The organism is Candidatus Nanosynbacter lyticus (assembly GCF_030253515.1).
GTDB classification, from domain to species: Bacteria; Patescibacteriota; Saccharimonadia; order Saccharimonadales; family Saccharimonadaceae; genus Nanosynbacter; species Nanosynbacter lyticus_A.
The window spans coordinates 645,327-662,609 of sequence record NZ_CP124549.1 but is presented as its reverse complement, the minus strand read 5'-3'; the positions used below and the strand labels follow the sequence as shown (position 1 = coordinate 662,609).

The 17,283-nt window shown below is 52.1% G+C and carries 22 protein-coding genes and 1 tRNA gene; 18 read left to right on the top strand and 5 right to left on the bottom strand.

Going from position 1 to position 17,283, the window contains the following annotated elements; all coding sequences use genetic code 11:
• The first annotated feature begins 4 nt into the window (after nucleotides 1-4).
• The 15 genes from NLML1_RS03565 to NLML1_RS03495 all read left to right on the top strand — a co-directional run bounded on the left by NLML1_RS03565 (nucleotide 5) and on the right by NLML1_RS03495 (nucleotide 10,805).
• Nucleotides 5-346, top strand: coding sequence for a nucleoside triphosphate pyrophosphohydrolase family protein (locus NLML1_RS03565; protein WP_285441420.1), 342 nt, complete (start codon nucleotides 5-7; stop codon nucleotides 344-346).
• A gap of 55 nt (nucleotides 347-401) precedes the next feature.
• Nucleotides 402-2,183 carry a GspE/PulE family protein gene (locus tag NLML1_RS03560; protein ID WP_285441419.1) on the top strand — a complete coding sequence of 594 codons (1,782 nt, stop codon included), beginning with the start codon at nucleotides 402-404 and terminating at the stop codon, nucleotides 2,181-2,183.
• The gene (locus tag NLML1_RS03555) at nucleotides 2,184-3,410 is read left to right on the top strand and encodes a type II secretion system F family protein (protein WP_285441418.1); all 1,227 of its coding nucleotides are present in this window, start codon (nucleotides 2,184-2,186) and stop codon (nucleotides 3,408-3,410) included. It abuts the gene before it with no gap.
• A gap of 60 nt (nucleotides 3,411-3,470) precedes the next feature.
• Nucleotides 3,471-4,520 (top strand): pilus assembly protein PilM, encoded by a 1,050-nt coding sequence (gene pilM / locus NLML1_RS03550; protein WP_138077537.1) that lies wholly within the window; start codon nucleotides 3,471-3,473, stop codon nucleotides 4,518-4,520.
• Nucleotides 4,513-5,073 (top strand): PilN domain-containing protein, encoded by a 561-nt coding sequence (locus NLML1_RS03545; protein WP_162323594.1) that lies wholly within the window; start codon nucleotides 4,513-4,515, stop codon nucleotides 5,071-5,073. The genes pilM and NLML1_RS03545 overlap by 8 nt, the downstream gene beginning before the upstream one ends.
• On the top strand, nucleotides 5,070-5,699 hold the full coding sequence (locus NLML1_RS03540) for a hypothetical protein (RefSeq protein WP_171277940.1): 630 nt from the start codon (nucleotides 5,070-5,072) through the stop codon (nucleotides 5,697-5,699). Before NLML1_RS03545 ends, NLML1_RS03540 begins: the two co-directional genes overlap by 4 nt.
• A complete protein-coding gene (locus NLML1_RS03535; protein WP_138077531.1) occupies nucleotides 5,696-5,983 on the top strand; it encodes a hypothetical protein in 288 nt (95 codons plus the stop codon). Before NLML1_RS03540 ends, NLML1_RS03535 begins: the two co-directional genes overlap by 4 nt.
• Nucleotides 5,984-6,010: 27 nt before the next feature.
• Nucleotides 6,011-6,595, top strand: coding sequence for a PRC-barrel domain-containing protein (locus NLML1_RS03530; RefSeq protein ID WP_285441417.1), 585 nt, complete (start codon nucleotides 6,011-6,013; stop codon nucleotides 6,593-6,595).
• Nucleotides 6,592-7,068 carry a tRNA (adenosine(37)-N6)-threonylcarbamoyltransferase complex ATPase subunit type 1 TsaE gene (gene tsaE, locus NLML1_RS03525; RefSeq protein WP_285441416.1) on the top strand — a complete coding sequence of 159 codons (477 nt, stop codon included), beginning with the start codon at nucleotides 6,592-6,594 and terminating at the stop codon, nucleotides 7,066-7,068. Before NLML1_RS03530 ends, tsaE begins: the two co-directional genes overlap by 4 nt.
• Nucleotides 7,065-7,439: a tRNA threonylcarbamoyladenosine biosynthesis protein TsaB gene (locus NLML1_RS03520; protein WP_285441415.1), complete on the top strand. Its 375-nt coding sequence runs from the start codon at nucleotides 7,065-7,067 to the stop codon at nucleotides 7,437-7,439. The genes tsaE and NLML1_RS03520 overlap by 4 nt, the downstream gene beginning before the upstream one ends.
• A gap of 155 nt (nucleotides 7,440-7,594) precedes the next feature.
• On the top strand, nucleotides 7,595-9,085 hold the full coding sequence (gene rny, locus NLML1_RS03515; RefSeq protein WP_285441414.1) for a ribonuclease Y: 1,491 nt from the start codon (nucleotides 7,595-7,597) through the stop codon (nucleotides 9,083-9,085).
• Nucleotides 9,085-9,609, top strand: a complete 525-nt coding sequence (locus NLML1_RS03510; RefSeq protein ID WP_285441413.1) for an NUDIX domain-containing protein — start codon at nucleotides 9,085-9,087, stop codon at nucleotides 9,607-9,609. The genes rny and NLML1_RS03510 overlap by 1 nt, the downstream gene beginning before the upstream one ends.
• A 20-nt stretch (nucleotides 9,610-9,629) precedes the next feature.
• Nucleotides 9,630-10,268, top strand: a complete 639-nt coding sequence (locus NLML1_RS03505; protein ID WP_285441412.1) for a 2,3-bisphosphoglycerate-dependent phosphoglycerate mutase — start codon at nucleotides 9,630-9,632, stop codon at nucleotides 10,266-10,268.
• Nucleotides 10,269-10,271: 3 nt separating this feature from the next.
• Nucleotides 10,272-10,508 carry an NUDIX domain-containing protein gene (locus NLML1_RS03500; protein WP_285441411.1) on the top strand — a complete coding sequence of 79 codons (237 nt, stop codon included), beginning with the start codon at nucleotides 10,272-10,274 and terminating at the stop codon, nucleotides 10,506-10,508.
• Between the two features lie 27 nt (nucleotides 10,509-10,535).
• Nucleotides 10,536-10,805 (top strand): NUDIX hydrolase, encoded by a 270-nt coding sequence (locus NLML1_RS03495; protein WP_285441410.1) that lies wholly within the window; start codon nucleotides 10,536-10,538, stop codon nucleotides 10,803-10,805.
• On the opposite strand, the gene NLML1_RS03490 is transcribed toward NLML1_RS03495, so the two are convergent.
• A complete protein-coding gene (locus NLML1_RS03490) occupies nucleotides 10,744-11,358 on the bottom strand; it encodes a hypothetical protein (RefSeq protein ID WP_285441409.1) in 615 nt (204 codons plus the stop codon). The genes NLML1_RS03495 and NLML1_RS03490 overlap by 62 nt on opposite strands.
• A 50-nt stretch (nucleotides 11,359-11,408) precedes the next feature.
• On the bottom strand, nucleotides 11,409-11,645 hold the full coding sequence (locus tag NLML1_RS03485; RefSeq protein ID WP_285441912.1) for a CPBP family glutamic-type intramembrane protease: 237 nt from the start codon (nucleotides 11,643-11,645) through the stop codon (nucleotides 11,409-11,411).
• 326 nt (nucleotides 11,646-11,971) lie between these two features.
• Here NLML1_RS03485 and NLML1_RS03480 point away from each other — a divergent pair.
• Nucleotides 11,972-12,048, top strand: a tRNA-Pro gene (locus NLML1_RS03480).
• A gap of 296 nt (nucleotides 12,049-12,344) precedes the next feature.
• Nucleotides 12,345-12,701, top strand: a complete 357-nt coding sequence (locus NLML1_RS03475; protein WP_285441408.1) for a hypothetical protein — start codon at nucleotides 12,345-12,347, stop codon at nucleotides 12,699-12,701.
• 1,400 nt (nucleotides 12,702-14,101) lie between these two features.
• Here the strand turns inward: NLML1_RS03475 and NLML1_RS03470 are convergent.
• The gene (locus NLML1_RS03470) at nucleotides 14,102-14,746 is read right to left on the bottom strand and encodes a hypothetical protein (protein ID WP_285441407.1); all 645 of its coding nucleotides are present in this window, start codon (nucleotides 14,744-14,746) and stop codon (nucleotides 14,102-14,104) included.
• Nucleotides 14,747-14,893: 147 nt separating this feature from the next.
• Between NLML1_RS03470 and NLML1_RS03465 the strand changes: the two genes are divergently transcribed.
• Nucleotides 14,894-15,283, top strand: a complete 390-nt coding sequence (locus tag NLML1_RS03465) for a hypothetical protein (protein WP_285441406.1) — start codon at nucleotides 14,894-14,896, stop codon at nucleotides 15,281-15,283.
• Between the two features lie 12 nt (nucleotides 15,284-15,295).
• On the opposite strand, the gene NLML1_RS03460 is transcribed toward NLML1_RS03465, so the two are convergent.
• Both NLML1_RS03460 and NLML1_RS03455 read right to left on the bottom strand, forming a co-directional pair.
• Nucleotides 15,296-16,015, bottom strand: coding sequence for a type 1 glutamine amidotransferase (locus NLML1_RS03460; protein ID WP_285441405.1), 720 nt, complete (start codon nucleotides 16,013-16,015; stop codon nucleotides 15,296-15,298).
• Complete coding sequence (locus NLML1_RS03455; protein WP_285441404.1) at nucleotides 16,012-17,277, bottom strand: Mur ligase family protein; 1,266 nt, start codon at nucleotides 17,275-17,277, stop codon at nucleotides 16,012-16,014. Before NLML1_RS03455 ends, NLML1_RS03460 begins: the two co-directional genes overlap by 4 nt.
• Between the last annotated feature and the right edge of the window lie 6 nt (nucleotides 17,278-17,283).

Below are 17,283 nucleotides of genomic sequence, written 5' to 3'. Positions count from 1 at the left end.
AACTATGACAATTGATGAGTATGCCAAGAAGGCTATCGCGACACTGATCGGTACGCATGAATACGGGGACGTTGACGCGCGACTGATGGCACAAGTGCTTGGACTGGTTGGTGAGTCGGGCGAAGTGGCTGAAAAGTTCAAAAAGCTGGTTCGCGACAAGCAGGGCATATTGACAGACGATGACCGCACAGAGATTCTCAAAGAATTAGGCGACGTGTTGTGGTATGTTAATGCAGTGGCGCATCTGCTCGGTTCTAGCCTCGAGGAAGTTGCCCAGATGAACAACCAAAAGCTCGCCAGCCGCCAAGCCCGCCAGCAGCTGCACGGGCAGGGCGATAATCGCTAATATTTCTCATTGAACTCCCATACGATATGCGCTATACTCAAGCATAAGGGTAATTATGCGCATTTCTGACAGTAGTATTGAGAAGATTTTGCGCCAGGGTGAGGTAATTTCTGAGTCACAGCTGGCCGAGTTAAAGATGGAGGCGGAACGTACGCACCATTCGTTGCAGACGATTATCTTGGAGCACAAAATCCTGAGCGAGGTACAGCTCGGGCAAAAGATTGGCGAATATATCAATGTGCCGTTTGTGACCATCGAGCCAAAGGATATCCCTGATGACGTTCTCAAGCGTATCCCCGAGCACATTGCCCGTCAGTACAATGTCGTATTGTTTGCAGCTGATGATAATGGCGTCCTGAGTTTGGCGATGGAAGACCCGGATGATGTACAGGCGCTGAACTTCATCCAGAAAGAGATTGGTTACAACATCAAGGTGTTCCTGGCGACAAAAAACAACATTCTTGACTGCCTGGAGAATTATCGCGGTAACATTACCGATGAGCTGGATGAAGTGGTGTCAATCCAGAGTGGTGCTGAATCAGATTCACAAAACGTCTCTGAAGAGGAAATTTCTGAGAATTCGCCGATCGCCCAGACGGTTAACTTGCTGCTGGAATATGCCATCAAGTCGGGTGCTTCAGACATCCACATCGAGCCGCGCGAGGATTTCGTCCAAGTTCGTTACCGAATTGATGGTGTGCTCAAAGAAGTGAATAAATTACCACGCAATGTTCAGGGTGCGCTGGTTAGTCGTATCAAAATCCTGTCAAATTTGAAAATCGACGAACGCCGCGTGCCGCAAGACGGTCGCTTCAAGATCAAGGTCTCGGGTAAGCAATACGCGCTGCGTGTGTCGACGCTGCCGATCGCTGATGGTGAGAAAATCGTCATGCGTATTTTGGACGAGTCCAATCAGGCGGTTGCCCTCGATAGCCTCGGCTATTGGGGGTTGTCGCTGAGTACGCTTAAAGACGCCATGGCGCAACCAAACGGTATGATCTTGGTGACCGGGCCAACTGGTTCAGGAAAGTCGACCAGTTTGTTTAGTGTGCTATCAGAACTTAATACGCCGGATGTAAATATCTCAACCATCGAAGATCCGGTTGAATACAAGATCCCCGGGGTCAACCAAACCCAGACTAACTCGAAAGCTGGCATGACCTTTGCTTCGGGACTACGCGCGCTGCTGCGTCAAGACCCGAACATCATCATGGTTGGTGAGATTCGCGACGGCGAGACCGCCAACCTCGGTGTGCAGGCGGCGCTGACTGGACACTTGGTGTTCTCGACGCTCCACACCAACAACGCAGCCACCTGTTTGCCGCGTCTATTGGACATGGGAATTGAGCCATTCTTGATCGCCTCGACGGTCAAGGCGGTGATCGGCCAGCGCTTGGTGCGGCGATTGTGTATGCATTGTCGTCAGCAATATGTGCCGGATGCCGGGGAGCTCGCCTATATCGTTCAGATGTTTAACCTCAAGCAGGGCTCGATGCAGCGACTGCATGCATTGGAGCAGCAGGCGGCGGCTGACAAGATTGGCGGCAATACACCGCTCGGTTCGACCGACGTGACGATTCAATATTTGTGGCGACCAAATCCTGAGGGCTGTGATGAGTGCGGTCATAATGGCTTCAAGGGGCGCGTTGGTATTTACGAAGTCCTCGGTATTTCGATTCCGATCCAAAAGATGATCACCGCTAATGCTACTAGTAATGAGATCCAGCAGCAGGCGATCAACGAAGGAATGGTAACGATGCAGACGGATGGTTTCGTCAAGTCGCTGCGTGGCGTGACAACGCTAGAGGAAGTTTTGAGAGCAACAAGGGAGCAATAAATGACAAAATTTAAATATATCGCAACTAAAAATAACAATCAGCCGATCAACGGCGAGCTAGAAGCCAGCAGTCGCGCCAGTGCTATCCAGCTCATTCAAGCTCAGGGCATGAAGTTGGTCGATCTCAAGGAAGCTGGCGATGAAAAGAAAGGGTTTCGTTTTGGGGGTGGCAAAAAATCAGTACCGACCGAGGAGCTAGTTAGCTTTACCAGGCAGCTGAGCACCATGGTGTCTGCCGGTGTGCCAATTCTCAGGTCACTCAACTCAATGGCGCAGCACGCCGAGAGTCCGCATTTTCGCGAGGTTTTGAATGCAGTATCTAAGGAGATTGAAGGCGGTACCTCGTTCGCTGATGCGCTGAGCAAGCATCCTGAGGCGTTTAGTGATGTGTATGTCAACATGGTGCGCGCCGGTGAAGCGGGCGGTATTCTTGATGATATTTTGAAGCGCCTGGCCCTGCAGCAGGAAAAGAACTCATCAATGAAAAAGAAGATTAAGAGTGCTATGACCTATCCGATGGTGCTGATCGTCATCACTATCGGGGCGTTCTTTGGTTTGATGATTTTTGTCCTGCCGATGATTGGCAAGACGATTAAGGATCTGGCGGGCGAGGACGCGGAGCTGCCAGCCCTGACGCAGATACTGATGAGTATCAGCCAGTTTATGGTAAGTTTTTGGTATATTATTTTCCCGCTATTATTTGGCGGTGTGTATGCGCTGCTTCGCTACATCAAGTCGCCAAAAGGTAAAGTCAAGTTCCATCATTTTGTCCTGAAAGCACCGATCGTCAGTAAGATTATTCGCAAGGTGGCGGTGGCGCGGTTTACCCGTACCTTCTCGGCGCTGATCGGTGCGGGTGTGTCGGTACTCGAGGCGCTGGAAGTAACGGCCCGGGCAGTCGGTAACACGGTGTATCAAGATTCATTGCTTGATGCTGCCAAGCGCATTAAGAATGGCGAGGTCTTGTCGCGGATTATCAATGAGCGCGAAGATCTCTATCCACCAATCGTTGGCCAGATGCTGGCGGTCGGTGAAGAGACGGGCCAGACGGATAAGGTGCTGGTCAAGGTGGCGGATTTTTATGAGGAAGAGGTCGATGCAGCGATTAGCGGTTTGAGTTCGACGATTGAGCCGGTGATGATCGTCTTTATGGGTGGTATGGTCGGCTTGATCGCGGCGGCGGTGATGATGCCGATTACTGGATTAGCAAATCAAATTAAGGGGTAGTTGGTTTTTCAAAATGCTTATGCTATACTTAACAAAAAGAAGAGATGTGGGCAAACGATAGTGGCAAATATTTTCTACAAGTCAAAGCCGATCATCGGGCTTGATATTAACAAGGCCGGCGTTCGGGTAATGTCAGTCGATATGGCACGGATGACGGTGCATGGATACGGCGCGATTGAGCTGGATCCGGCGAAGGACGAGAGCGATGACCGGGCAGAGTATCTCTGCGGCAAGATCAATCAAATGTTTGAAAAGAATATTGTCGGACGGCTCGGCAGTAACCGCGTGGTACTGGGATTGCCGACGACCAAGACATACGCGCGCACCTTTGCGCTGCCGATCAAGCAGGAGAATAAGATTGAGGAGGCGGTGAATCTCGAGGTCGAGCAGTATGTGCCGATGCCGCTCGATTCGCTTTATGTTGATCATCAGATTATCAAGCGCGGCAAAGAAAATTTATCGGTCTTGATGTGCGCGGTGCCGCAAAAGATTGTTGACGAGCAGCTGGCAATTGTTGAATCGTGCGGTATTGAGGTGGCGATGATTGAGCCGAGTATCAATGCGGTGGCACGACTGCTTGAGCGAACTAAAGAAGGGTCGCTGCCGACAGTTATCGTTGACATCGGCCCAGCGACGACCGATATCGCTATTCTTGATGCGGCAATTCGCGTGACCGGTGGTCTAAACATTGGTGGCAATACATTGACGCTTGACATTGCGAAAAAATTGAACGTACCACTCGAGACGGCGCACCAATTCAAGGTGCTTAATGGCCTCAACACTGGCCCGCGCCAAGAAAAAATTACCGAGGCACTAAAGCCGAGTCTGCAGCGGATCATCGGTGAAATCCAGAAAGTTATTCGCTACTACACCGATCGCTTCCCGGATGAATCCCGCCTTGAACAGGTGTTGATCGTTGGTAGCGGTAGTAGTGTGCCAGGGCTTGGTGAGTACTTTACGGGCGAGCTGACCCTGCCAGCACGAGTGGCTAGTCCGTGGCAGTCGCTGAACTTTAATAATTTAGCACCGCCGGCCAAACAGCTACGACCGCGGTTTATGACAGCAGCTGGCTTATCACTGGTGCGAGCGGAGGAGATTTGGCATGATTAATCTATTACCGCCGAAAGTTAAACGTGAGATTGTCGCCGGCCGGTCAAATGTGATATTGTGGCGCTACTGCGTGGTGTCGTTAATCCTCGGCTTCTTACTCATCGTGGCGACAGTAGGTATTTATTTGATCATGGAGCATGCAAAAACGACTGCTCAGCAGACGATTGAGACGGGTAACCGTCGGGCGCTGCAGTATCAAAAAGTCCAGCAGGATTATGACTCGTTTAGTGCAAACCTCAAGATTGCTAAAGCAATCCTTGATAAAGACGTGCGATATTCAAAGGTGGCACTCAAGATTGCCCAGGCGATGCCATCGGGAACAATTTTGCAAACGTTGACGCTGGATAGCAAGAAGCTCGGCACGCCGATGACTATCAACGCACGCGGCAAAACGTATGGCGATGCACTGCGGCTGAAGGACAGTTTTCAGCAGTCAAACCTCTTTAAGGATGTTAATCTCGCCTCGGCGGTGGCCGAAAAAGAAAACAAGGACGGTTACCCAATCAATATTACAATTAATGTGACGATGGTGCCGGAGGTCGCGAAGCAATGAGTGAGAGAAAACGAGAAAAAATGACACCGGCGGTGACCATGCGGATCGTCTTTGCGCTGTCGCTAGTACTGATCTTGGTCGGCATGGGAGGGATCGTTTATTTCGGCTACACCATGCTGCAGGGTACCGCTGAGGAAGTCTCTAAGATTCAGACTGAGGCAAAAGCGGTTGACGCTAAGGTGCAAAATCTAGCGCGGCTGGAAAAGGAGATGGAGAAATATAAGGATAGTGTTGCCAAGGCTCGGCAGCTAGTAGCAGAAACTCAGCAATATCAATATCAGAATCAGATCATCAATGACCTCACTACTTACGCCAATCAATCAGGCGTTGGCATTGCTGGGTTCACCTTCACATCAGGCTCGGCTGGAGCCAAGTCAAACTCGGGTTCATCAGGCACCTCGGGTACGAATAACAGCTCCGGTTCAAACAGCGCTGCCGGGCCAAAAAGCATGAAAGTGTCGGTTCGCCTCAACGAAAAAACAGATTACATGGCGCTGCTTCGATTTATGCATTTGATTGAGCAGAACTTGACGCGGATGCAGATCGCTAGTGTCAGCATGTCCAAGGCTGAGGGGGTAGGCCAAGTGAGTACGCAAACCCTGGATGTGGAGGTATATGTTCGATGAAAAATTCACCTGATATTTCACAAATTGGTACACTGGTGTCGCGGTTTTTCCATCGCTACCACGTTATCCTTTATACATTGACGGTGGTGGTTGGTGTGTCGGTGGCAATTTTCCTGCTCTACAGTCTACTCGCCTCGTCGAATCCAAAAGAAGATACCATCCAACAACAGACGACGCGATTTGACCAGAAGACGATTGACCAGATCAACAGTTTCCGTACGCGCGATACCGCCAACGCCAATTTTAGTCTGCCGGCGGGGCGGACGAACCTGTTTGCCGAATAGCGTGGATATCGCTATAATGTGAGAAGTATGCTAATTTCTGCTGAACGATTTGATAACGCACCGGTGATGAGCCTACAGACTGGCTCGGAGCTGGCACGGACATCGCGGGCGGTGATTGACCCGCGCAATTTATCAATCGTGGCGTATGAGCTAGAAGGGCCGACGCTTGATCAGTCACCGAGTTTACTGCGGATCGCCGATGTGCGGGAAATTGGGCCGCTGGGTCTGATCATTGATTCGGCGGACGAGCTGATTATGCCGAGCGACGTCCTGAAGATCAAGGAAGTGTATGAGTTTCAGTTCGCACTAGTTGGTAAGCGGGTCATTGATGAAAAAAATCATAAGGTTGGCAAGGTCATCGGCTACACGTTGGAGGCCGGTAATTTTGTCATTCAGCAGCTCCGGGTGCGGCGACCACTACTCAAGAGTTTTGGCGATACTGAACTGCTGATTCATCGTTCGCAGATCGTTCGTGTGACTGACGAACATATCGTTGTCAAGACGCCAGAGATCCGCCACAAGGAGCCGGTTGTGCAGCCACAGCCAACGTTCGAAAATCCATTCCGAAAGGCGCATCCTGCGGCCGAAGCTGACGGCAGCGACAGCAAATGAGCCAGATTATTACCAGTATCACAGCGATGCAGCAGCTGGGTCAGGTGATTGGGCGCAGCCTGAAGGGTGGTGAGGTGATTGAGCTGGTCGGGGACATCGGCGCTGGCAAGACAACGCTAACGAAAGGTGTTGCCGAGGGGCTCGACATTACTGAACCGGTGCAAAGCCCAACATTTACTATTTCCCGCGTGTACCAGTCGCCGGGCGGCTTGACGCTGGCTCACTATGATTTTTATCGATTGGGTGAGGCGGGTATCATGGCGGAAGAAATTCATGAGGTAACCATGCAACCACAGACCGTAACAGTGGTTGAGTGGGCGGGTGCCGTCGAGCAGGTATTGCCAGCTGATCGACTGACAGCGAGGATTCTAGCAATTGACGAACAGTCGCGGCGTGTCACGTTGAGTGCTGGCGGGCCGACGAGCCGGGCACTCCTCGCGGCAATCAGTGCGGCGGACGAGGAGTTAGCGTGATTATTCTGCTCGATACATCGACGATGACGTGCCGTTTAACGATTGTTCAGGGTGATACCTGGCGAGAGGTGGCTTGGGAAGCGGGTCGTGGTTTAGCCCGAGGGCTGCTACGATTTTTGGACGAGCAGACCGGCGGCATTCACCACATCAGTGGTATCGGCATCATGCGTGGGCCGGGTAGCTTTACGGGACTGAGGATTGGCTGTGCGGTGGCAAACACGTTGGCGGAGGGACTCGGCATTCCGATCGTTGGCAGTAGTGGCGATCACTGGCGAGATGACTGCCTGGAGCGGCTGAAGCGCGCCGAAAACGACACGATTATTCTCCCCGAATATGGCGGCGCGGCTCACATCACGGCTCCGCGCAAATAGTGGTATTTTCATCCGCAATATCGTACAATAAAAGTAGGACGGCTTTAGATTAGTGGCTCGGGCCGTTTTATTGCATCAGTTGAATATGGCCAGTCGTTGATACATTTCTCGGGGTGTATACCCGGGGCGACTGGTCAGAAAAGAAAGGAAATCATATGGTAGGAATAGTTATTGGCGGCTTGGTTGGCGCGGCACTTGGCGTGGGCGGTTTTTACGCCTATCAGCGAACACGGCAAGCTAATGGCAAGTCGCAAATTGAGCGTGACATCGCCGAGGCAAAGAGTAAGGCGAGCGACATTGTCCTGAAAGCTAAGGACGAAGCCTTAAAAATCGAAAATGAGCGCCGCCGCGAGTGGCAAAAGACCGAGAATCGGTTGGCGGATCGCGAGCAGACGCTGGATCGGAAATTGGACGAACTAGACAAGCGGGCGGAGAAGCTGCGCGCACACGAAGATGAGGTTGATAATCTCAAGGAAGAGATTCGCACTATTCGCACGCGTCAGCAGGAGAAGCTCGAGAAGATTGCGGGCCTAAAGAAAAAGGATGCTGCCGACAAGCTCATGCAAATGACAGAGCGCGATATCAAGAACGATCTGGTCGGATTGGTGTCAAAATTACAACACGAGGCTATGGATGATGCCGAAGAGCGGGCGCAGATGATCTTGCTCACGGCGATGGAGCGGATGAGCAGCGAGGTGACGGCTGAGCGAACAGTCACGGCCGTCAAGCTGACTGATGATGAGATGAAAGGTCGAATCATCGGCAAAGAAGGTCGCAACATTCAGGCGTTGCAGCGCGAGACTGGTGTCGATATTTTGGTGGATGATACGCCGGGTATGATCGTGCTGTCGAGTTTTGATCCAATTCGCCGGCAGGTGGCTCGATTGAGCCTCGAGATGTTGATGAAAGATGGCCGTATCCACCCGGCCCGCATTGAAGAAGTTGTCGCCAAGGCGAAAAAACAGATCGATAAAGAAGTCAAGCAGGCCGGCGAGGACGCCATGCGCGAGACGGGCGTCGTCGGCATCCCGAAGGAAATGCAGCGACTGCTCGGTGAGCTGAAATTCCGGACGAGTTACGGGCAGAACGTATTGAAGCATTCGACTGAGATGGCCCAGATGGCTGGGGTGATCGCTGAGGAAATTGGCGCTGATGTGCGCATCACAAAAATCGCGACATTGCTGCATGACGTCGGTAAGGCGGTAACGCATAAGATCGAGGGTAAGCATCACCACATCGGTGCCGAGCTAGCGCGCAAATACGGCATGGACGAGCGGATCGTTCACGCCATCGAAGCGCATCATGATGATATCGAGGCGACGACGCCGGAGGCATTGATCGTACGAGTGTGCGACGCCGCCAGTGCTGCTCGGCCAGGAGCACGCAATATTTCAGCCGAGAATTTTGCTGAGCGGATGCGCGACCTAGAGAACGTAGCAACCAGCTTTAATGGTGTTGATAAAGCCTATGCAATTTCTGCGGGGCGCGAAGTGCGGGTGATTGTCCGGTCAGAGGATATTGATGATCTGAGCGCATTCAAACTGTCGCGCGATATCGCTACTAAAATTGAATCAACCATGCAGTACCCAGGCACTATCAAGGTTAATGTAATCCGTGAAACACGGGCGATCGAGTACGCAAAATAATGAGAAGTGGTTGGTTGCCGCATGAGGAGTGGCTAAAGACGCAGGACACTCGGATCGCCAGTGCTGCGCTGCTGATTGAAAATCCGGCGGGTGAGCTGCTCACAGTCAAGGCGTATTACAAGACGCACTGGAGTCTGCCCGGTGGTATGGTTGACGCTGGCGAAACGCCGCTACAGGCAGCACTTCGCGAAGCCCAGGAAGAGGTCGGGTTAGTCGTCACCGAGGAGGAAGTTTCGTTTTTTGCGGTAGCGTCACGCTCCAGCGACAAAGGACTGGCGCATCAGTATATCTTTCGGGCCGTGCTGGATGATGAGCGACTTGGGCAGATCGTCTTGCAACAGTCGGAAATTGACGCCTATCAGTTCCTGAGCCGCGACGCAGTGCTGGCAAGCAATGAAGGATTCGCGTGGTCAATACCACATTGGGCTCATCATCGGCCAGGCGGCTATGTCGAAACGCGAATCGTTGACGGCGATGACGAACGTCAAGAGGCGGTTACGCAATTCGTGGGATTTGGTTCGTAGGAAAAATAAACGGAGGAGGAATGATGGGAATATTAGTTATCAGTCGACACGGTGAAAGTGAATGGAATCTGCTCGGCAAGTGGACGGGCTGGACGGACGTGGGGCTCACGGAAAAAGGGCGGGCCGACACAGTGCGGCTGGGTGCGCTACTCAAAGACATCAGGTTTGATGAGGCGTATACGTCGGCACTCAAGCGGACGCACCAAACGCTGGATGCGCTGCTTGAGGGGCGCGGCATGGGCAGTCTGCCGACGACGCAAGCAGCCGAGCTGAATGAGCGTGATTATGGTGATCTGACTGGTAAAAATAAGTGGGAAGTCAAGGCGGAGATTGGCGAGGAAGCCTTCAACGGTATCCGGCGCGGCTGGGATTATCCAGTGCCGGGTGGTGAAACGCTCAAGGATGTTCATGCGCGGGTCGTGCCGTATTTTGAGCGGGAGATTTTACCAAAATTACAGGCCGGTGAGAACATTCTATTAGTGGCGCATGGTAATTCTATCCGCGCGCTGATGAAACATCTCGACCACGTGCCAGAAGCAGACATGGCCCATGTGGAAATGCCGTTTGGTCAGCTACTGGTTTACACCTTTGAGCCGACGTCTGATCTACCGACGAATAAAGACGTATTGTCGGTGGAGATTGAGGCGGTGAACGCGTAATTTATGTTCAAGGCTTGGCAAAAGGAAACGATTGAAGTTAAGTCGCTCGCCCAGCCTTATTTGGTCAAGCGGGATATTGATTATTTTGAATATCAATTGCCAATTTCTGTTAAGGCTGTCATCTCTCTTAACGGTCAGATTCCACTCTTGCGAAATGAGCGTGACGAATGGGAGCTGCCGGGAGGAAAATTAGATCTCGGGGAAAGTCCAACAGCGTGCGTACAACGTGAAGTTCATTAAGAACTGAACATTGATATATCAGTTGGGATGAATGTTCACAATTGGGTGTACACAATTTTTCCGTATCGTCACGTTTTTGTGGTTACATATTTTGCGAAAGCGGTCGAGGGCGCAACGCCGCACTTTAGTCATGAACATAAAGAGTTGGCACTTGTCTCTCCGGATGAGGTCAATAAGCTCAACATGCCCGAGGGATACAAGGTTGCCATTCGTCAGGTTTTGGAGCTTGGTTTGTTCAAGCAAAAATACTATCTGCACTCCAGCGCGCATGAGGTACGTAGCGGTCTGTGTGAATGAGCTTGTCGAGGCGATCTCGCTCTTCGAGAACGAAGGTGCATACTTTTAGTAAATCTTGATACTTTTCTTCTAGCAAATCATATTCACTTTTTGATATTTTCTTGGTGGTGCGCTCTTCGTAGGCCAAAGTCATCGCCTTGATGTTTCCAAGCTGCTCGATTAAATGAAAATACAAATCACTCCAAGCATCTCTTCGCTCCTCCATCTCTTCGCGAGTTGTTTCCGATTGCTTTAGCCCTGGAAGCAATTCCGCCGGAAAAGGGTAACGATAAAGCGAGTCATCAAGGTTGATGTACGGGTACTGAACATTCTCTTCTGACGAATCTGAATATTGCCCAGTCGCATTATCAGCTGAATGCTTAACCCTCCCGAGCAGAGCGCGCTTCACCGCCTCAGGGGAAAGCTCAGGTATTTGCTCACGCTTTTCCTTCTTGCGCCCAAGCAGGCTACCCATTGTCCGTGCCGCCCATCGTACTAGTCGTAGTGCTTGATTCTGCTGTGCTTCGCACTCTGGCTGTGGTTCTTTTGTTTCTGGTCTTGATCCTTGTTCCATCCCTCTCATCTTGTTTACCATTAAACAAAATGGGGGGTAACTTGTCAATGTTAATCAATAATCCCCAGGGCAATCGTCATCACACCAAGCACCACGTGACTTATCGTTACACCGATGAGGTTTGATGAGCGCTGGTACGCTCGGTACCAGACAAGGCCAACAATGCTCATGATAACAACGGTGAGTACGTCGCCGTAGATGATATGTACATAACCAAAAAGGGCGGCTGCTACGCCAAGCTCCAGCACTCGGTGTAGCCGTAGTTCTTGTAGTATACGGCTGAGGATGCCGCGGAATACCGATGTCGCTATGCGTATGGCCGAGAATTCGCATCACTATGTACATTGCTACTACACCGAAGACGAGTGCCACGAACTTCATATTCCAAGGAATAACACCGATGCAAATGAGAATGGGCAGCGTGAGATACACACAAACAATGGTATAGAGATATATCATTTGTCGGTGGTGAATTGTATGGGTGATGTGCTTAGTACCAGGCATAAGTATGAGAGAGTGTCTTCTATATATTAACTGAAATCACTAATTATTGCTGTATTTAATGTGTAAAGTGTGGTAGAATGGAGCGGAGTGAGTAACGAGATTAGCTTCTCGGGGTGTGGCGCAGTTGGCTAGCGCGCGCGGTTTGGGACCGTGAGGTCGAAGGTTCGAGTCCTTTCACCCCGACCACACTCATCTTGTTCGAACACGCGCCCTCGGGGTTCCGCTCCGGGGGCGTTTTTGTCGATGTAGCAGGGGTGAGATAAATCGTCTTAATGAAATCCTTAAAGACAGGATTCTTGCTAAAGGAGAGGGCGTGTCGCCCCTTTGTCATCAGATTTCTGAGGGGACGAAGTCCAGTGTTCGGAGTGACCAGGGGTGAAGTGAGCGGAGAGAGGGAGCGGGGGTGGGTGAAACGGATCCGGAAACTACCCCCTTGTTTGCTAGTAACAGCCATGATTTAATAGATATAAGGAGGATATTACATGGACGAAATATTAGCGAAGATTAATACATTGACAGAGCAGATAGACAAACGCTTTGAAGCTATGGACAAGCGCCTGAACGATCTCGAGAAAGGCCAGGCCGCTATCCGCGAAGACATCAAGAACAGCGACGACGTCTTCCAGCTGTTTGAACTGAAGACTGATCATAATTTCAAGAAGGTCATGGCCACCCAAAGTGATCTCAAGGCCGAACTGGCTTCGCTACGCACCCGCTTATTCCTCGAGGAAGGCTCTCGCGAGCACGCTGACACAGTTGGCTGGGACACCCAGGACAAGAAATGGCGAGCGCTGGACAAGCGGCTGCATGTGGTTGAGGCTCATCTGGGGCTTGAGTAGGTAGAGTTTAGGGACTCTGTGAGGCCTAGTTCATAGGCAGTGTGTCAGCCAGCTAAACCCCCCAGCCAGGGTATGTTTGAGGGTGACCGCGGGTAAGTCTCAGCATTGAATCCGAAGATCGGTTCCAGCGAGTACCCAAGAAGAGAAAGCACTCAGCAAGAGAGTATGTGTCCAGTCTTATCTACCGCTTAGTCCACCCGTCCTTTATATCAATGACATGCTTACTAGGAGGCCTTCCTACTCCAAACTCCACTCGCGCTGCGGGCTCCACATAAACGTCCATACGGACACTGTCGGGCTTGGTTTTCTCATGCACAAGACTCGAAGAGTCACCAACTCTGAAGGTATTTTCATACTTAACCGCCCCCCAAATGATACGGATAGTATGTTGTTTCCCTTCATTTGCTGAAGTTGGAATAATATTGATCCATACTCTACCAGTATACTCTTTATCATGTGTATAGTAGTGGGGATTTTTTAGTTCATCGACGATCGGGGGCAGCGAAGTCTCGGGAGGGTTCGAGCTAGGAGTATCAGTTGTCCCACCTAGTGAAGTAGTTGTCTCGGTTTCGCGTGGCTGTAAAGTTGTCGCCGAGGGCTCAACAGTCGCCGGAGAGCTAGTTGGCGTTCCGCCCCCTTCTTTGCCGGGGGATAACGGCGAAGGAACTGCGACGGGTCCCTGACATTTATCAGGTTTATCCAATCCGGACCAGCATCGAATCTCTGGCACAACAAAGGTTGCGGGTATGCCAATAGCGGCTACAACTACGCCTAGCACAGCGGCCACTGTGCTAATTTTCATATGCCGCGCAGTATCCATCATTTACCACCTTTTCGTATAGACTTTTTGCAAAAATAGTGTATAATAACAATCAGGAACATCTTCTCGCGTCGGGCTACTGGCTGCTTACAGATCAGGCCATCAGTAGCCCGACACAAGAGTGTCGAGTATCACACCAGAGATTGGGGCTACTCATGTTCCTCCGCGTAATCTACTTCTTTTCTCTTCTCGCACTCCTGGTTGGAGTCTACGTCGGACTCCTCCTGTCAGATTTCGGTCGTGGGGAGTGCCTTGCCATCGGCTGCATAAGTGCCATGATTTTTCTAGTGGGTAACTGGGTAGTCATCTTCGGCACTAGCACCAGAGATAGGAAGTGATTCCTCGCCCCGGACTAAGTCCGGGGCTTATTCACAAGCAGCACGTCGACCGGTAAAACCTTTACTAAAGCACACTTGAGAATGACCATGTATAATCACAACTATCTTCCTGCCCCCTCCTTGAGGTGTCAGCCAGCAACAAATCTGCTGCTGCATACAACATGTGTTTAGCAGAACCTACGCTGGCACCAGCTTCCATCATGTGTCCACCATAGGTTTGACGTCACTTCGATAAATATACCTCACACCCCAACCCCCATCTCCCGGAAGTTCCGCCTGAGTGCGGTGCGTGAGACGCCCAGCTGCTCCGACACCTGACGCATCGACATGCCACGCTCGTACAGATGCTTGGCCTGAGTGACGACCGCGATTGGCAGAGATTTGGCACGAATCTGCACCCCTTGCTCACGCAGCAGCTTGAGCATGCCGTTCTTCGACACACCATGCTCAGCACCAAGCTCCGCCGCCGTCGCCCCCGTCTGGTAGCGTTCCACAACCTGGGCAATGGTCTCAGGCGAAAGCCGACGCCGCACCCGACGGGAATCCGAAGCGCCGTCTCGCCGCCCGGACATGACACAGCAAGGATATTCATCCATAGCAGCTGTTACCGGCGTGGACGTCACAGCAACATCATTTGGTACGCGCACAGCATCACGCTCCGCCTCATGGGGCGCCAGCTGAGCCACCTCCTCGATCATCAGGGCAGCGTTAGCCGATGCGTTCGTTGGCAGCTGTTCCGCTACTTCGATCATCGCTGCGATACCAGCTGGCCCGTCCGTCGGCAACGACCCCATCACCTCAGCCAACCGCTGCAGCTCCGGCAGGGTCGGCTGGATAAGGAACGAGGACTCATTCAAGGGGCAGGGGACGTAGCCGACCACACTCATCTTGTTCGAACACGCGCCCTCGGAGCTCCGCTCCGGGGGCGTTTTCAGTCTGTTGTGGTTATAATACACGCCCGTTCCTGTAATCTTACGCTACTAACCAGCTTCTGGTATAATCAAAACAGTGACTATAATGGAAGGAGCGTAAGAATGAGTGGAGGTCATGAGCAGATTTCTAAAAACCCCAATTTTAAGCGACTTGTCCCGATGGATGAATCACGCGCTGAACTCACTGAATTAGGCACCTCTGAAGAAGAGCAAGATAAGCGGCTGGGCCGTGAGGCAGCAGAGAAAGTTTTAGGCAAGGTTGCAGTTGGGGGGTCAAAAAATACCGTATGTAAACACAGAGAGCGCCAAGTGGCTGTTCGAGAAATATTACAGACTAACGATGGAAGCATGTGTTGGTCAGATCTTATAGGCGTAATGACTAAGCCTCCCTACAGCTTTTTTGAAGGAGAAGCTGTTATGGCACTCCTTGATGACCCTAAGGGTTTTAAGGTTGATTATTTTAATAACACCGTCTCCATTAGCGACCGCTAGGCCGCACTGAGCTTACCGTCCTCGCTCCATCGCCACTCGTTGTGCATGTTCTGCGGTGCGGTCGATGGGTAGCGTGCTGAGCTTATCGGTATAGCCTTTTCGTGCGAGCGCCACGGTGATCAAAAAATCAGCGAGCCGTGGATTCTTTGGCAAGATCGGTCCGTGCAGGTACGTCGCCACGATGTTGTGCAGCCTCGCGCCCTCAACTTGGCCAGTCTCATCATTACCAGCGCCCCGCACCACGCGCCCGAGCGGCAACACTCCGTCGTCGAGCAGTGTCTGGCCGCTATGATTTTCATAACCGACGATCTGTCCGAATTCCTCGCTCTCGAGCGTGATGTTGCCGATCAGTCGCTCTGCCTTGGCGTATGTCTCTAGCGGTAAAATCCCCGCACCACGAATCACGTGCCCATCATGTGTGGTGAACGCCCGGCCAAATAATTGATACATACCACAGATCATCAACATCGGCACGCCGCTCTCCGCTAAGCGCCGTAGCTCATCCGCTCGCGCCAGCAAATCGTCCTGGATAATTTCTTGCCCGGCATCCTGGCCACCACCGCCGATAAATATATCTCCCGCCATAAAATCAGTCGTATCGCCCGGATTATGATCGATAATACGGACCGTAAAGCCGCGCCATTCCAGCCGCTTTTTCAGCGCCAGCGTATTGCCCCAGTCGCCATATAGGTTCATATCGCGCGGATACAATTGAATAATCGTGATCGTCATCGGATGGCCTCCACATCGGTTTTGATTGCTAATAATTTGCGCAGTCGCATCATCGCCGTGTAGGTACAGTAAATATGTTTTGGTTTGCGTGGATGATGGGCTAGTAATTTCTCCAACGCCGCCGCTAAATCTGGCTCGATTATTTCTGGCGTAATATCATCATACCCTAGCCGCAGTGCCATGTCATGGGCGCGTACGCCGCTGACCACCGCCACCTGCTCGAGGCGTGAAACATCCACGTCCCACAGCCAGCTAACGTCGCGTCCGTCGGCGTAGTTGTCGTTGATGGCAATCATCGTATCCGCCGTCCCGTCGGCAAATGACAGCAGGCTGAGCCGAAAGCCGCTCGGATTTTTCACGAGAATCAGCTCAATCGGTGTGCCGTCAATCACGATGGTCTCGCCTCGACCGAATGCCGGCGCTACGTCCGACAGGGCGCCTAGTAACGTCGTCAGCTCGGCTTTCTCTCCTGTAATTTGCCGGACCAAACTCAGCGCCGCCGCTGCATTGAGCAAGTTATACACGCCATTCAGTCGCATCGGCACCGCGTGCTTGGCATTGTCAATGTGAAAGGTCGCCGTTTGCTTATCGATGTCCATGAGCAGTACGTCAGCCGGAGCTGTCTGGTTGGCCTGAGCATGGCCAGTCTTGAGCGCATCGTCAGTCGGCATCAGCTCGAGCAGCTGGTCGGTTGTGCCAAAAAACGCTACGTCCGCTGCCGTATTTTGGTGCAGGCGATAGATGCGCGGGTCGTCGCGGTTGAGCACCACGGTATCAGTGGTTGCCTGGGCGATTTTTGCCAAGAAACCAGCTGCCGTGTCGATCTCGCCAAACCGATCCAGCTGATCGCGCATGACATTGAGCAGCAGGCTGTAGCGTGGCGGTACTAATTGAACAAACTTGACTGCCCAGGCCTCGTCAAGCTCCAGCACCGCGATGTCGGCATCCAGCCGCCCGCGCATATCGACCTCGCCGAGCAGTGCTGCTGCCACGCCGCGCGAGAAATTACTGCCCGTGCGATTGGTGAAAACCTTGAGGCCGGCCGCCTCGAGCAGTTCAACGACAATCTTAGTAGTGGTGGTTTTGCCGTTGGTGCCGCTGATAACCACCACACCGTGCGGTATTTGCGCCAGAGTGCGAGTGATAAAACCCGGGTCGATCTTTTCAATCACGAGCCCCGGGAGTGCCGAGCCGCCGCCGCGTAGGCGAGCGGCTTGTTTGACGGTTTTGCCGATGAGTGTACTGAGAATCTGTCGTGACATATTTGG

Coding starts and splice junctions, on each gene's coding strand:
- NLML1_RS03475 (WP_285441408.1), top strand. CDS start 12,345: ATGGACGAAATATTAGCGAAGATTAATACATTGACAGAGCAGATAGAC.
- NLML1_RS03540 (WP_171277940.1), top strand. CDS start 5,070: ATGAGTGAGAGAAAACGAGAAAAAATGACACCGGCGGTGACCATGCGG.
- NLML1_RS03460 (WP_285441405.1), bottom strand. CDS start 16,015: ATGACGATCACGATTATTCAATTGTATCCGCGCGATATGAACCTATAT.
- NLML1_RS03530 (WP_285441417.1), top strand. CDS start 6,011: ATGCTAATTTCTGCTGAACGATTTGATAACGCACCGGTGATGAGCCTA.
- rny (WP_285441414.1), top strand. CDS start 7,595: ATGGTAGGAATAGTTATTGGCGGCTTGGTTGGCGCGGCACTTGGCGTG.
- NLML1_RS03465 (WP_285441406.1), top strand. CDS start 14,894: ATGAGTGGAGGTCATGAGCAGATTTCTAAAAACCCCAATTTTAAGCGA.
- NLML1_RS03535 (WP_138077531.1), top strand. CDS start 5,696: ATGAAAAATTCACCTGATATTTCACAAATTGGTACACTGGTGTCGCGG.
- NLML1_RS03555 (WP_285441418.1), top strand. CDS start 2,184: ATGACAAAATTTAAATATATCGCAACTAAAAATAACAATCAGCCGATC.
- NLML1_RS03495 (WP_285441410.1), top strand. CDS start 10,536: ATGAATGTTCACAATTGGGTGTACACAATTTTTCCGTATCGTCACGTT.
- NLML1_RS03470 (WP_285441407.1), bottom strand. CDS start 14,746: ATGAGTGTGGTCGGCTACGTCCCCTGCCCCTTGAATGAGTCCTCGTTC.
- NLML1_RS03565 (WP_285441420.1), top strand. CDS start 5: ATGACAATTGATGAGTATGCCAAGAAGGCTATCGCGACACTGATCGGT.
- NLML1_RS03545 (WP_162323594.1), top strand. CDS start 4,513: ATGATTAATCTATTACCGCCGAAAGTTAAACGTGAGATTGTCGCCGGC.
- NLML1_RS03510 (WP_285441413.1), top strand. CDS start 9,085: ATGAGAAGTGGTTGGTTGCCGCATGAGGAGTGGCTAAAGACGCAGGAC.
- NLML1_RS03500 (WP_285441411.1), top strand. CDS start 10,272: ATGTTCAAGGCTTGGCAAAAGGAAACGATTGAAGTTAAGTCGCTCGCC.
- NLML1_RS03560 (WP_285441419.1), top strand. CDS start 402: ATGCGCATTTCTGACAGTAGTATTGAGAAGATTTTGCGCCAGGGTGAG.
- tsaE (WP_285441416.1), top strand. CDS start 6,592: ATGAGCCAGATTATTACCAGTATCACAGCGATGCAGCAGCTGGGTCAG.
- NLML1_RS03490 (WP_285441409.1), bottom strand. CDS start 11,358: ATGGAACAAGGATCAAGACCAGAAACAAAAGAACCACAGCCAGAGTGC.
- NLML1_RS03455 (WP_285441404.1), bottom strand. CDS start 17,277: ATGTCACGACAGATTCTCAGTACACTCATCGGCAAAACCGTCAAACAA.
- NLML1_RS03505 (WP_285441412.1), top strand. CDS start 9,630: ATGATGGGAATATTAGTTATCAGTCGACACGGTGAAAGTGAATGGAAT.